Below are 13,864 nucleotides of genomic sequence, written 5' to 3'. Positions count from 1 at the left end.
TTTTGGAAAATGAAGTTACTAAATCAGTAGAGAGTACTAAATCAGGAAATGCATTTGATTTAGGTGATATACCTAAAGTGAGAAGAGTTACTGGTGCTAGAAAGGCAGCAGTACTCTTAATGACATTAGGGACTGACGTTTCAGCGGATATAGTTAAAAATCTATCTGATAAGAAAATACAAAGAATCGGTGTAGAAATAGCTAATATACACACTGTCAACGCAAGAGAAAGAAGAGAAATTCTCCAAGAATTTATAGAACTAAATAAAGGAAAAGAATTTGTGTTAAAAGGTGGTATAGACTATGCAAAATCACTGCTTAATGGAGCTTTAGGAAACCAAAGAGCTAATAAATTAATAGAAGGAATTAGATATGATGCTTATACAAAACTGTTTATGGCAGCGAGAAAAGCTGAACCAGAGCAGATATTAGCATGTATACAAGGTGAAAGTACACAAACTATAGCTATAATCTTATCTCACATACAATCAGACAAAGCAGCTTTGATATTAAGTGAGTTACCACCTAAGATTAAAAATGAAGTTTCACTAAAAATAGGATCAACATCATCAGTATCACCAAGTGTAATAAAGGCCATTGATGAAGCTGTAGAAATGAAACTATCAAAACTTGGACAAAGAGAAATGGAAAGTTCTGGTGGTGTTGATAGCTTGGTTGAAATACTTGGTAATGTAGATAGAAAAACAGAAAAAAGCATTATAAGTTACATAGAAGAAAGAAACAATGAATTAGCTGAGGATATAAAGGCAAATATGTTTATATTTGACGACATTGTAAGGCTTGAAAATTCTACTATTCAGAGAATTCTTAAAGAGGTTAATGTTAAAGATATTGCATTTGCTCTTAAGGGGGCATCTAAGGAAGTATCAAATGTCATATTTAGAAATCAATCTCAAAGGGCATCACAAGCTCTTAAAGAGGAAATTGATTTATTAGGAAAAATAAAAATATCTCAAGTAGAGGAAGCACAACAAAATATAGTTAATGTTATAAGACGACTTGAAGATATGGGTGAAATAACTTTAACAAGAGGATCAGATGATGAGTTTATCATGTAGTAACATAATAAAAGCTAAAAATGTTAATTTAAAAGGCGTAAAAACAATAAATAACCTCTCTCAAATTGAAAGTGAAGAAGAAAGAAAGCTTAGAGAAGACTTAGAAAAAAAATTAAGCGAAAAAAAAGAAGAAATAAATATTAAGTTACAAGAAGCTCAAAAAGAATATGATGACATTATAAATCAAGCTAAAGCTGAGGCAAGTCAGATAATTGAAGAAAGTAAGTTAGAAAGAGAAAATATAGAAAAAAAAGCTTATGAAGAAGGATACAATCAAGGGCTTAAAAACGGATATGAAGATGGATACAAAGAATCATATGAAGAAAATATAGAAAAGGCAAAAAAAGAGTCTGAAGAAATTGTAAATAATGCCAGTAAATTATTGATACAAGCTAAGGATAAAGTAGCTGAGTATATGAATTTAAATAAAGAAGAAATACTAAAAATTAGTATAAGTATAGCTCAACAAGTTCTAAGGGATGAATTCAAATCAGAATCATCTATGAATACTTTATTAACTAAGATAATTGAAGAGTATGAACTCAAGGAAAATATAGTAATAAAAGTAAATCCTTTATATAAAGATAGCTTAAATAATGAAATATTAAGTTTAAAAGAATGTAATAAACTTAAAGGCGACGTATTCGTTTTAGAAGATGAATCTATAGATATTGGAAATGCTATTATAGAGAACGTAAAAGGAAGAATAATAGTAGGTGTAGATGCTGTAATAGATAAGGTTAAAGAGGAGCTATTATGATAGACATAGATTTTGAAAGAATACTTAGTAGGATAAAGGATATGCCTACTGTTATATCTGAAGGAAAAGTAAAAAAAGTTATAGGTCTTACAATAGAAGTCGAAGGTATAAAAGGATTTGTAGGTGAGTTATGCTCTGTATACAATAATTTAAATACCCCTATAAATTGTGAAGTTGTAGGTTTTAGAGATGGAGATGTAATACTTATGCCTCTTGGTGAGTTAACAGGGATTGGACCTGGTTGCAAAGTAATTGCACAAGGAGTACCACTTAGTGTTAAATGTAGTGATGAACTTTTAGGAAAAGTACTTGATGGCATAGGTAATCCAATAGATGAAAATATGATTTTACAAGGTGAGAGATATAGTTTATTTAATGAACCACCAGATCCAATGAGAAGACCTCGAATAACAAATATAATGCCAACAGGAATAAGAGCAATAGATGGATTTTTAACTTGTGGAGAAGGACAGAGAATAGGAATATTTGCAGGTAGTGGAGTTGGTAAAAGTACAACTTTAGGAATGATGGCAAGAACGGCAGAAGCAGATGTAAATGTTATAGCCCTTATTGGAGAAAGAGGAAGGGAAGTTTTAGACTTCATTGAGAGAGATTTAGGTGAAGAAGGCATGAAGAAGTCGGTAGTTGTTTGTGCTACATCAGATAAATCACCTTTAGTAAGATTAAAGGGAGCACTAACAGCTACATCTATTGCCGAGTACTTTAGAGATAAAGGTAAAAAAGTAATATTAATGATGGATTCTGTAACAAGATTTGCTATGGCTCAAAGAGAAGTTGGATTAGCTATAGGAGAACCGCCAGCACAAAAAGGATATACTCCTTCCGTATTTGCTATGTTACCAAAGCTTATGGAAAGGACAGGAATGTCTGAAAAAGGATCTATAACAGCTTTTTATACTGTTTTAGTTGATGGAGACGATTTTAATGAACCAATAGCAGATACTGTAAGAGGAATACTAGATGGACACATTGTTTTATCTAGGCAATTAGCACATAAAAATCATTATCCAGCTATAGATATATTAAACAGTGTAAGTAGACTTATGAAAGAAATTGCAGATGATAATCATAATAAAGCTGCATCATTTGCTAGAGATATACTTGCTACTTATAAAGAAGCTGAAGATTTAATAAATATTGGAGCTTATGAAGAAGGTTCAAATAAAAATATAGATATGTCTATTAAATATATAGACAGAGTAAATGATTATTTAAAACAAGGTGTTAATGATAGTACACCATTTAATGAAAGCAAAGAGTTATTAATTAATATGTTCAACTAAAGGAGACTGATGTAAGTGAGTAAGTTCAAATTCAAACTTCAAAAACTGCTAGATATAAAAGTAAAAGATGAGGAAGAAAGTAAATTAAGATATACACAAGCTCAAAATCAAAAAAGAATAATAGAGAATAATTTAAGGAATTTAGAAAATTCTTATAAAAAATACTCAGATATAGGAATGTCTAAAGATATAATTAGTCAAAAAATTACTATTAATTATTTAGCAGCACTTACTCAATCTATAAAATTAACTAGTGAAGATTTGAGAAAAGAAGAAATTAATGTTTCTAAAGCAAAAAAAGATTTTATAGAAAAACAAATAGATAGGAAATCTTTAGAAACCCTTAAAGAAAACGAACTTAATAGATTAAAAAAAGAAGAAGATAGATTAGAACAATTAAAAAATGACGAATTTGCATTATATGCATATATAAGAAATAGAACAAATATATCATAAAGGTGAATTAATATGAATTTAAATATGTCTATAAAAGCAATGACTAATGCAAAAGAAAATATTTTAAAAAAAACAGAGGGAAGTAAAGATATAGTCAATTGTTTTTTTGGCGAAATAGAATCAAAGCTTGAAGATATGAGTTTAAATTTCAATACAGATGAATCTAATAAAAAAGACATTGATTTTAATCTCCTTCAAAATATAATATTTAACCTTAAATACATATATAATTTTGTAAATGATGAGTTAAAAGAAGGTAAAGATGTAGAAGGGTTAAATGAAAGTATCAATAATATACAAGTTATTTTTGATTCTATGAATATAGATAAAAATAATTTAGAAATAAATATAAATAATAAAGAAGGATTAGAAACTTTAGAAAATACTTTAGGTGAAATTGAATTTAAGTCTAATTTATTAAGTAACAATGATAAAGATAAATTAAATGATTTATTAGAGAAAATAAATAATGATACAGAAAATATAATAAAAAAATTTGATATAAACGAAAACAAAAGTAGTAATAATATCAAATCAAAACCAACTTCAAATAGCAATGAATTATTAAATAATGATTTTGAAGATACTAAAAATTATAAAAAAAATGACTTAATAAAGGAAACTAAGTATAGAGAATTAGAAATTAATTCATTAATAAATAAAAAAAACTTAAATAAAAGTAGTAGTTTAGATAACAATGATCTACAAATAAGTAAGTTAGAAGACATCCTTAATAAAGGAAGCATAGGAAATCTAAATACAAATAATATTTTAAAAAATGAAAATACATATAATTTAAATGATAGCTCAGTTAAAGAGATTAGAAAAATATTTATAAATGAAGATATTATAAAAACAGTAAACTACTTAAAAAGAAGTGGTAATGAAGAAATAAAAATTAAAGTTAATCCAATAGAATTAGGAGAGATGACTATAAAACTTGTAAAGCATGGAGAAGAAAATAGTTTATCTATAACTGTTAGTAAAAATAATATATTTGACTTGGTAAATAAAAATATAAATGATATAACTAAACATTTGAATGATATGAACATAAAAGTAAAAGATGTATCAATAAATATAAATTCAGAAAACCAAAATGTATTTTCAGACAATCTAAACCAAAATTTTAATAATAAAAATAGCCAGCAAGAAAGACAGAAAAATAACCAAAGACGTATAAGAGATATTATGCTAGAAGATATAAATGAAATCTCTAATATAGAAGAAGATAATCTAAATATATTAGTATAGGAGAATAAAAAATGAGTGGATTAGTAAGTATGAATAAACCAGATATAATAGGAAGTCAAAAAGTACCTAAAAATCAAAAAAGTCAAAAAACAGAAAATAACACTCCTATAATAATGCCGGGGGAAGAAAATAACAAAGAATTATTTTTAAAAATGCTAGTTGCTCAAATGCAAAATCAAGATCCTTTTAATCCTCAAGATCCCACTCAATATGTAACACAATTATCTCAATTTACTATGCTAGAACAGACAATGACTCTTAATCATAATATGGAACAAATGATGGGAATGACTAGTGGGTTATTAACTAATTCAGCATTAAATTCTGCGACATCTTTAATAGGTAAGGAAGTCGAAATGAATGCCACAAAATTAGATGAAAGTTCAAATAACACAAAGTCAGAAAATAAAACTATAAAAGGTATGGTAGAAGGTGTTCATATAAAAGATGGGACTGTATATATGGACGTAAAAGATAAAGATACAGGCGAAGTTGCATCTATTGAATATGCAGCTTTAATGAAAATAAATGAAAAAAATTAGAAGTTAAGGGAGATTAGTTTTATGTTAAGATCAATGTACTCAGGAATAAGCGGTATGAAAGCAAACCAAACTAAGATGGATGTTGTTGGTAATAATGTCGCGAATGTTGGAACAAGTGCATTTAAAAAAGAATCTGCAAGATTTTCTGATGCTTTAAACCAAACATTTTTATATGCAAGTGCTCCAGGTGGAGTAATTGGTGGAGTAAACCCTGGACAAGTTGGTATAGGTACTAAAGTTAGTGGTATCTTTAAAAATATGATACAGGGACCAATACAACCAACAGGAAGACCAACAGATTTAGCTATGGATGGAGATGGTTTTTTTACAGTTCAAACAGGAGTTAATCAATATGCATATACAAGAGATGGATCATTTAGTCTAGATTTAAATGGTAATTTAGTAACAGCTGATGGTTATAAAGTATTAGGAGAGGATGGAAATCCTATAGAAATACCAAAGGCAGTAGATGCAAATGGAAATCCAGCACCAGATGGAGCTAAGAATGTTAAAAAGGTATTATCTTTTAATATAGATAAGGAAGGTAAAATATCTTATTTATTAGAGGATGGTACAAAAATGCCATTAGTTGATAAAAATGGAAATATAGTTAAAGGAACACAGCAAAAACTTAAAATAGCAGTTTTTCAAAATCCAGAAGGATTAAAGTTATTAGGTGGAAATCTTTATTCAGAATCTGCAAACTCAGGACAACCGTTAAAGACAGCTGTTCATGGTCAAATTAACCAAGGAGCCATAGAAATGTCTAACGTAGATTTATCAGAAGAATTTACAGAAATGATAGTTACAACAAGAGCATTCCAAGCTTCTAGTAAAGTTATAACAACTAGTGATGAATTATTACAAGAGATAATAAACCTTAAGAGATAAAAGAGGAGAAAGATAAAGAAATGAAAAAGCTTGATATTTTAACACCAATAGGACTAGTGCTAGCTTTTGCTCTTGTAATGTTTGGAATATCTATGGGTGGGACTGGAATCAAACCATTTATAGATATGCCTTCTTTAGCAATAACATTAGGAGGATCATTTTCTGCAGTATTAGTAACATTTTCGGTTGCTGATATAAAAAAGATTCCTAAGTACTTTAAGTTATGTACAACATCAAACAATTTATACAAGATGGATTTAGTAGACCAGTTTAAAGAAATTTCTAAAAAGATAAGAAAAGATGGAGTACTAGCTATAGAAGAGGAAGTTTCGCAGATAGAAGATGAATTTTTAAAAAAAGGATTAGAATTAGTAATAGACGGTGTGGACACTGAAAGTATAAAAGAAATATTAGAAACAGAAATAGCAGAAAAAGAAGTACTTTATTCGGGTGGATCTAAAATGTTTAAAGTATGGGGATCTTATGCACCAGCATTTGGTATGGTTGGGACACTAATAGGTCTAATACAAATGCTTACAGACATGGGTTCTCCTGAAGTAATAGCAAGTGGTATGTCAAAAGCATTAATAACTACTTTTTACGGTGCATTATTCTCAAATGCAGTATTAAACCCTATAGGATTTAATATAGAGGGAAAAGGTGAAAAAGAAGTTGTATTTATGGAAATGATGATTTGTGGAATTAGCAGTATACAAAATGGAGAAAGTACAAGAGTAATAGAAGAAAAATTAATAGCATTCTTAGATGAAAAAGAAAGAGCAAAATATTATAAAAGAGAAGGAAATGAAAAGGTAGCAGATTTAGATGGCGCGTAAAAAAAAGAAAGGCGATGATGTCAATACAAATGCGTGGATGGACACATATGCCGATACAATAACTTTACTTCTTACATTTTTTATATTGCTATATTCAATGTCTGCAGTAGATACTCAAAAACTTAATGAGTTAACTGCTGCATTAAAAAATTCACTTCAAGGAAGTACAAAAGTAACTGATTTAAAAAATATAGACCAGCTAAAGGTAGCTATAGAAAAAGATGGAGATAAATTAGCATCAAAATACGAAGATTTATCTAAAAAATTAAATAAAATAATAGATGAAAAAGGTCTTAAAGATGACATAAAAGTTAGAGAAGAAGATAGGGGTATAGTATTACAATTAGGAGAAAATATATTATTTGACCCAGGAAAAGCAAATTTAAAAGAAGATAGAAAAAAAGTGTTAGATGGAATAACGAGTATAATAAAAAGCACTGATAATGACGTTTTAGTTGAAGGTCATACAGATGATGTTCCTATGCATAATAAAGAGTTTGCTTCTAACTGGGAACTATCAACTGCAAGAGCTGTAGGTGTAGTTGAATATTTCGTAGATGAGCAAAAACTAGATCCTATTAGATTCTCTGCAAAAGGATATGGAGAATTTAAACCATTAGTTAAAAATGATACACCAGAACACAGGGCAACAAATAGGAGGGTAGATATTTTAATTGTTGAGCAAAAGGAGAAGTGATAATAAACATCATGGATAATATGTTGCAATATATAATAAATTTATTGATATTTGTACCACTAATTTTAATCTTAATAGTAGTTTCTTTAAGATTAAGTAAAGCAAGTATGTCAACTATTGCAGGCAAAAAATATACTAAAGTTTTAGAAGTTACAAATTTAAAAAAAGACATAGATTTATTTGTTTTAAAGATAGGTGATGAGGGATGTGTATTAGTATCATCACCTTCTAAAGTAGATAAAATTAAGGATTTAACTAAAGAAGAAATAAATTCAATAGAAAAAATAAAAGATGATTCTGAAATAAACTTAGGGCAGTTTACTCCAAGATATAAGAAATTTAATTTTTTTGGAAATAAATCAAAATATAAAAGCCTTAAAGTAAATAAATCAGATTATAATAATTTAAATCTTAGTAAATACAAGATAGATAAATTAAACTTAAAGAGGAATAAATATGGAAGATTTCGCTAGTATGATGTTAAAAAATCAGCAACATTTAGCTCCTTTAATAAAATTATTTATAGTTTTAACATTTTTAATGTTTTTGCCAACTGTAATATTTATGATGACAAGCTTTGTTAGAATAATTATTACACTCTCATTTTTAAAATCAGCATTAGGAGCACAGCAATCTATACCTAATCAGATTTTAATTGGTATAGCCATGGCACTTACCATATTTATAATGGCACCTACTATAAGTGATATAAATAAAACTGCAATAAAACCTTATATGGAAAAAAAGGTTGAATTTAAAGAAGCTATAGAAAAAGCTGAAGTACCTGTAAGAAAATTTTTATTAAAGCAGACAAGAGAAAAAGATATAAAATTATTTTTAGAAATGTCTAATATGGATGGAAAAAAAGTCACAAGAGATGATATTCCATTATATATATTAGTCCCAGCATTTGCTATAAGTGAATTAAAAACAGCTTTTCAAATAGGATTTTTAATATATTTACCATTTTTATTAATAGATTTAGTGGTATCAAGCACACTTATGTCTATGGGGATGTTTATGCTCCCTCCGGTTATGATTTCATTACCTTTTAAATTACTATTATTTATTATGGTAGATGGATGGAATTTATTAATAAAATCTTTACTTTTAAGCTTTAAATAATGAGGAGAATATTATGAATGAAACTATGGTAATGAGTATAGTAAAAGAAGCATTATATACAAGTATGTTGGTGGGAGGCCCAATTCTTATACTATCTTTAGTTGTTGGACTACTAGTAAGTGTATTTCAAGCAACTACTCAGATTCAAGAACAAACATTAACTTTTGTACCTAAGTTGATAGTTATAGCATTAACATTAGCTTTAGGTGGAAATTGGATGTTGCAGGAACTTATAAAATTTACAACAAAAATAATGAGTATAATAGCTAATATAAAAGGATAAAAAATTGATATTTATATTTATTAGAATAATAACCTTTTTTGCTATCATAAATGTAATATTTCCTGCAGGAACACCAAATATATTTAAAGTAGTATTTTCATTATTTATGTCTACAATAATAGCTTTTTCGGTACATGTAAATGTACACATTACTACAGTTTTACAATTAATAAATTATAGTGTAGTTGAAATAGTAACAGGATTAGTATTAGGATTTATAACAAGTTTGTGTTTTAATAGCTTAAAAATTGTAGGTAGCTTAATAGATCAACAGTTAGGATTATCTATGATAAACATATATGATCCTAACTGTAAAAATCAATCAACACTTATAGAAAATATAATGTATTGGATAGGTATTTTGGTATTTTTTACTATGAACGGACATCATAGTTTAATAGAAGGAATACAACATAGCTTTGAGATAATACCTGTAGGAAAATCTATACTAATTGGAAATTTCGATTACGTAATAAATGTATTTATTGAATATTTTGCAATTGGTTTTAAAATAGCAGTTCCTATTGTACTTTGCTTAATAATAACTGAGATAATAATGGGATTAATATCAAGAAGTGTTCCACAATTTAATGTAATGGTTATAGGAATGCCAATTAAACTTTTAGTAGGAATAGCAGTTTTTATTATAGGAATGCCATTTATACTAAAAGAAATTCATAACTTATTTAATCAATTACCATCTATACTAGATGGAACTTTAAAAGTAAAGCATGGAGTGTTAAGCTCTATTGGACCTGTAGGTATGATTTTATCTTCTAGTGGTGATAAAACAGAAGAACCTACATCAAAGAAAAAGAAAGACGCTAGAAAAAAGGGTAATGTAGCTAAAAGTAAAGAAGTAACAACTGCAATAACCCTAATAGCCATATTATTTATAATTGGTACAATGTCAAATTATATGATATCAGATTTTAAAAATAATATAATACATTATTTAAGTAATAATTTTAAATTTAATATGGATTATAACATATTACACACTTTGACAGTAAATTTAATAATTTCATTTATGAAGTTATTTTTACCAATAGGATTGATAATAATTGTATTTTCTGTAATAGGAAATGTTATGCAAACAGGGTTTATGTTTAACTTTGAGAGCATTAAGCCAAAATTTTCAAAACTTAATCCAATAAATGGATTTAAAAATATGTTTTCTATGAAATCTGTAGGAATGTTGATAAAAAGTATAGTTGTAATAGCTTTACTTTTTGAAATAGGATACAGTTTTATGAAAAAAAATTTCGAATTAATAATGAACAGTGGAGACATACATCTTCCATACCTTATATACACTATAGTAAATATAATAAAAGATTTACTAATAAATATAGTTTTAGCAGTAGTAATAATAGCAGTAATTGATTTTGTATATCAAAAGTATAGTTACAGAAAAAGTCTAAAAATGACTAAACAGGAAGTAAAAGAGGAATTTAAGCAAGTTGAAGGAGATCCTCATATAAAAGGAAAGATAAAACAAAGACAAAGAGAAATGGCTAGTAAGAGAATGATGCAAGCTGTTCCATCAGCTACCGTAATAGTAACAAATCCAACACACATATCTATAGCAATAAGGTATGAAAGAGGAAAAGATACAACTCCTATAGTTGTTGCAAAAGGAGCTGATGTAGTAGCATTTAAAATAAGAGAAATAGCCAAGGAACATGATATACCTATTTTAGAAAATAAACCTCTAGCAAGACTTATATATAAAGAGGTAGAAATAGATCAAGAAATACCAGAAGAAATGTATCAAGCAGTAGCAGAAGTATTAGTGGCTGTTTATAAAATTAAAAATAAATACAAATAGTTAAAAAGAGGTCATAGATGGAAAAACTAGATTTGAAGAAAAGATTTGATATAATAGTAGGATTTGGAATAATCGGCATTGTTTTAATGATAATAATACCACTACCTCCATTTCTATTGGATGTAATGCTAACATTAAATATAGCATTTTCATTACTAATATTATTACTTACACTTTTTTCAACTAATATATTACAACTATCAATATTTCCTACTATATTGCTTGTTACAACCTTATTTAGACTAGCTCTAAATATATCATCTACAAGACTTATATTAGGGCAAGGTTATGCAGGAAATGTAATAGAATCATTTGGAAGTTTCGTTGTAGGTGGCAATTATGTAGTTGGAGTAATAATATTTTTAATTATAATAATTATTCAGTTTATAGTCATAACAAATGGTTCAAGTAGAGTCTCTGAAGTTTCAGCAAGATTTACTCTTGATGCCATGCCAGGTAAACAAATGAGTATAGATGCTGATTTAAACTCAGGTACAATAGATGAAAAAACGGCAAGAATTAGAAGAAGAGAATTACAACAAGAAGCAGATTTCTATGGAGCTATGGATGGAGCATCTAAATTCGTAAAGGGAGATGCTATAGCAGGTATAATAATAACAACTATAAATGTATTAGGTGGAATTATTATAGGTGTTATAATGCTTGGGATGAGTTTTTCAGAATCTGTGCAAACATATATTAGACTTACAATAGGAGATGGTCTAGTTAGTCAAATACCAGCACTATTAATATCTACATCAGCAGGTATATTAGTAACTAGATCAGACTCAGATGAAAGTTTTGGAAATTTACTAGGAAAACAATTAATATCTATACCAAAAGCTATAGGAATGACAGGAATAGTTCTTATAGTATTAGGTTTTTTACCAGGGCTTCCAAAACTATCATTTTTCTCATTAGGTATAGGAGCAGTAGGAATTTCGTTTTTATTAAATAAAGCAGAAAAAGAAAAAGAAGCAGAATCTTATGACTTAGAATATAAAGAAGAAGATGCTCAAGCTAGTTTAGAAAACGCAGAAGATGTATCTAAGTTAATAAATGTAGAACCTATAGAAGTAGAAATAGGATATGGTCTAATTCCCCTAGTAGATGAAAGTAATGGAGGAGACTTACTACAAAGAATTGTATCAGTAAGAAGACAATGTGCTATTGATATGGGTATAATAGTTCAACCAATAAGAATAAGAGATAATTTACAGCTAAATTCAAATCAATATAGTATAAAAATAAAAGGAATTGCAGTAGCAACATATGATTTAATGCCATCTATGTTACTTTGTATGAATCCAATGGGAATAGATTCAAGTATAGAAGGTATACAAACAAAAGAACCTACATTTGGCCTTGATGCTTTATGGATAAATAAAGATAAAGCAGAAGAAGCAGAATTATATGGGTTTACAGTTGTAGATCCTACTACAATTTTAGTAACACATCTATTAGAAGTTATAAAGTCGAAGTCTCATGAACTTTTAGGACGACAAGAAGTTAAAGAAATAATAGATGAAACAAAAGAAAGATATAGTGCTGTTGTTGAAGAGCTAATTCCGGATTTAATGACATTAGGTGAAATTCAAAAGGTATTTAAAAACCTTCTTAAAGAAAAAATTGCTATAAAAGATAGAGTAACTATTTTAGAAACTTTGGCAGATAATGCAAGAAATACTAAAGATATAGAACTTTTAACCGAATATGTAAGAATGGCAATGAGTAGAAGCATATGCTCGGAATTAATAGATGAGGATAACTCTATTACAGTAGCTACATTATCTATGGAAATAGAAAATTTAATCGGAAATAATCTTCAAAGGTCAGTAAATGGAACATATCCAGCTATAGACCCAGACACTACTAATAAAATATTTAATAGTATACAAATGACAATAGAAGAAATTAACTTTACGAATAACAGACCAGTATTACTGGTATCACCAAAGATAAGAGCACCTTTTAGAAAATTAGTTGAGATTGTATTTCCAAATGTCTCAGTACTATCTCTTAATGAAGTTCCAAGTGATATTCAGATAAAAGCTCAAGGTGTAGTAAATATATAATATGGAGGAATGTAATAATGAAGTCACATCAACAAGAAGAACTTATAATTAGTAATATGCCTCTTGTTAAGCATATTGCATCAAAATACTATACGAGCAAAATGGGAATGGAATATGAAGATTTAGTTAGTTATGGAGTCATGGGACTTATAGACGCAACTAATAAGTTTGATGAAAGTAGAGGAGTGAAATTTTCAACTTATGCATCTATAAGAATATCATCTTATATAATTGATGAAATAAGAAAATACTCACCTATATCTAGAATGTATATGAGCAAAATAAAAGAATATAATAAGGCTGTAGAAATTTTGCAAAATAAATTTTTTAGAAAACCAACTATAGATGAAATAGCAAATCATATGGGTGTTAGTAAAAATGAAATTAATGATATAAATGTAAAAATGTTAGATTTAAACAACGTATATCTTGATAATGTAATTTTTGATGATGAAAATGAAGTTAAGCTTATAGATACTTTAAAAGAAAAAGAAGAGTTATCTCCGACACATTTAGTTGAAAAAGATGAGCTACAAGAAATAATGGCAAAGGCTATAGATACCCTTAATGAAAAAGATAGGCTTGTTTTATCTTTATACTATTATGAGGAATTAACATTAAAAGAAATAGGATTAATATTAGGGGTTTCTGAGTCTAGAGTATCCCAATTAAATAGTAGAGCCATAAAGAATTTAAAGTTAGCTATGAAAAAGTTAAAATATATAGACTAA

Annotated in this window: 15 protein-coding genes; all 15 read left to right on the top strand. The window is 27.9% G+C overall.

Going from position 1 to position 13,864, the window contains the following annotated elements:
- Window positions 1–2 precede the first annotated feature (2 nt).
- Genes fliG through ABHC41_RS01775 form a run of 15 tightly spaced genes read left to right on the top strand, consistent with a single transcriptional unit; the run spans window position 3 to window position 13,864 of the window.
- Window positions 3–1,079 (top strand): flagellar motor switch protein FliG, encoded by a 1,077-nt coding sequence (fliG, locus tag ABHC41_RS01845; RefSeq protein ID WP_092926885.1) that lies wholly within the window; start codon window positions 3–5, stop codon window positions 1,077–1,079.
- Window positions 1,063–1,839, top strand: a complete 777-nt coding sequence (locus ABHC41_RS01840) for a FliH/SctL family protein (RefSeq protein WP_240276107.1) — start codon at window positions 1,063–1,065, stop codon at window positions 1,837–1,839. Before fliG ends, ABHC41_RS01840 begins: the two co-directional genes overlap by 17 nt.
- Window positions 1,836–3,143 (top strand): flagellar protein export ATPase FliI, encoded by a 1,308-nt coding sequence (gene fliI / locus ABHC41_RS01835; protein ID WP_092926881.1) that lies wholly within the window; start codon window positions 1,836–1,838, stop codon window positions 3,141–3,143. Before ABHC41_RS01840 ends, fliI begins: the two co-directional genes overlap by 4 nt.
- Window positions 3,144–3,158: 15 nt before the next feature.
- Window positions 3,159–3,599: a flagellar export protein FliJ gene (fliJ, locus tag ABHC41_RS01830; RefSeq protein ID WP_166504998.1), complete on the top strand. Its 441-nt coding sequence runs from the start codon at window positions 3,159–3,161 to the stop codon at window positions 3,597–3,599.
- 12 nt (window positions 3,600–3,611) lie between these two features.
- Window positions 3,612–4,853, top strand: a complete 1,242-nt coding sequence (locus ABHC41_RS01825; protein ID WP_195236882.1) for a flagellar hook-length control protein FliK — start codon at window positions 3,612–3,614, stop codon at window positions 4,851–4,853.
- Between the two features lie 11 nt (window positions 4,854–4,864).
- Window positions 4,865–5,395 (top strand): flagellar hook capping FlgD N-terminal domain-containing protein, encoded by a 531-nt coding sequence (locus ABHC41_RS01820; protein WP_195236883.1) that lies wholly within the window; start codon window positions 4,865–4,867, stop codon window positions 5,393–5,395.
- A 21-nt stretch (window positions 5,396–5,416) separates the two neighbouring features.
- Entirely contained in the window at window positions 5,417–6,286 is an 870-nt protein-coding gene (locus tag ABHC41_RS01815) for a flagellar hook-basal body complex protein (protein ID WP_166505001.1), read from the top strand.
- Between the two features lie 20 nt (window positions 6,287–6,306).
- Window positions 6,307–7,122: a motility protein A gene (locus tag ABHC41_RS01810; protein ID WP_092926871.1), complete on the top strand. Its 816-nt coding sequence runs from the start codon at window positions 6,307–6,309 to the stop codon at window positions 7,120–7,122.
- Window positions 7,112–7,819: an OmpA family protein gene (locus tag ABHC41_RS01805; protein ID WP_195236884.1), complete on the top strand. Its 708-nt coding sequence runs from the start codon at window positions 7,112–7,114 to the stop codon at window positions 7,817–7,819. Before ABHC41_RS01810 ends, ABHC41_RS01805 begins: the two co-directional genes overlap by 11 nt.
- A 20-nt stretch (window positions 7,820–7,839) precedes the next feature.
- Window positions 7,840–8,292, top strand: coding sequence for a flagellar biosynthesis protein FliZ (locus ABHC41_RS01800; protein ID WP_166505003.1), 453 nt, complete (start codon window positions 7,840–7,842; stop codon window positions 8,290–8,292).
- A complete protein-coding gene (fliP, locus tag ABHC41_RS01795; protein WP_092926865.1) occupies window positions 8,276–8,944 on the top strand; it encodes a flagellar type III secretion system pore protein FliP in 669 nt (222 codons plus the stop codon). The genes ABHC41_RS01800 and fliP overlap by 17 nt, the downstream gene beginning before the upstream one ends.
- Window positions 8,945–8,957: 13 nt before the next feature.
- Entirely contained in the window at window positions 8,958–9,227 is a 270-nt protein-coding gene (fliQ, locus tag ABHC41_RS01790) for a flagellar biosynthesis protein FliQ (RefSeq protein WP_092926863.1), read from the top strand.
- Between the two features lie 4 nt (window positions 9,228–9,231).
- Window positions 9,232–11,058, top strand: a complete 1,827-nt coding sequence (locus ABHC41_RS01785) for a fused FliR family export protein/FlhB family type III secretion system protein (RefSeq protein WP_271892003.1) — start codon at window positions 9,232–9,234, stop codon at window positions 11,056–11,058.
- Between the two features lie 17 nt (window positions 11,059–11,075).
- Window positions 11,076–13,133 carry a flagellar biosynthesis protein FlhA gene (gene flhA / locus ABHC41_RS01780; RefSeq protein ID WP_092926859.1) on the top strand — a complete coding sequence of 686 codons (2,058 nt, stop codon included), beginning with the start codon at window positions 11,076–11,078 and terminating at the stop codon, window positions 13,131–13,133.
- Between the two features lie 17 nt (window positions 13,134–13,150).
- Window positions 13,151–13,864: a FliA/WhiG family RNA polymerase sigma factor gene (locus tag ABHC41_RS01775; protein WP_092926857.1), complete on the top strand. Its 714-nt coding sequence runs from the start codon at window positions 13,151–13,153 to the stop codon at window positions 13,862–13,864.

It is taken from the genome of Romboutsia sp. 1001216sp1 (assembly GCF_039841805.1).
Taxonomy (GTDB): domain Bacteria; phylum Bacillota; class Clostridia; order Peptostreptococcales; family Peptostreptococcaceae; genus Romboutsia_C; species Romboutsia_C hominis.
This window is presented reverse-complemented; position numbering and strand designations above follow the sequence as displayed.

Coding starts and splice junctions, on each gene's coding strand:
- ABHC41_RS01825 (WP_195236882.1), top strand. CDS start 3,612: ATGAATTTAAATATGTCTATAAAAGCAATGACTAATGCAAAAGAAAAT.
- ABHC41_RS01800 (WP_166505003.1), top strand. CDS start 7,840: ATGTTGCAATATATAATAAATTTATTGATATTTGTACCACTAATTTTA.
- flhA (WP_092926859.1), top strand. CDS start 11,076: ATGGAAAAACTAGATTTGAAGAAAAGATTTGATATAATAGTAGGATTT.
- ABHC41_RS01805 (WP_195236884.1), top strand. CDS start 7,112: ATGGCGCGTAAAAAAAAGAAAGGCGATGATGTCAATACAAATGCGTGG.
- fliI (WP_092926881.1), top strand. CDS start 1,836: ATGATAGACATAGATTTTGAAAGAATACTTAGTAGGATAAAGGATATG.
- ABHC41_RS01815 (WP_166505001.1), top strand. CDS start 5,417: ATGTTAAGATCAATGTACTCAGGAATAAGCGGTATGAAAGCAAACCAA.
- ABHC41_RS01840 (WP_240276107.1), top strand. CDS start 1,063: ATGAGTTTATCATGTAGTAACATAATAAAAGCTAAAAATGTTAATTTA.
- ABHC41_RS01820 (WP_195236883.1), top strand. CDS start 4,865: ATGAGTGGATTAGTAAGTATGAATAAACCAGATATAATAGGAAGTCAA.
- fliP (WP_092926865.1), top strand. CDS start 8,276: ATGGAAGATTTCGCTAGTATGATGTTAAAAAATCAGCAACATTTAGCT.
- ABHC41_RS01775 (WP_092926857.1), top strand. CDS start 13,151: ATGAAGTCACATCAACAAGAAGAACTTATAATTAGTAATATGCCTCTT.
- fliQ (WP_092926863.1), top strand. CDS start 8,958: ATGAATGAAACTATGGTAATGAGTATAGTAAAAGAAGCATTATATACA.
- ABHC41_RS01810 (WP_092926871.1), top strand. CDS start 6,307: ATGAAAAAGCTTGATATTTTAACACCAATAGGACTAGTGCTAGCTTTT.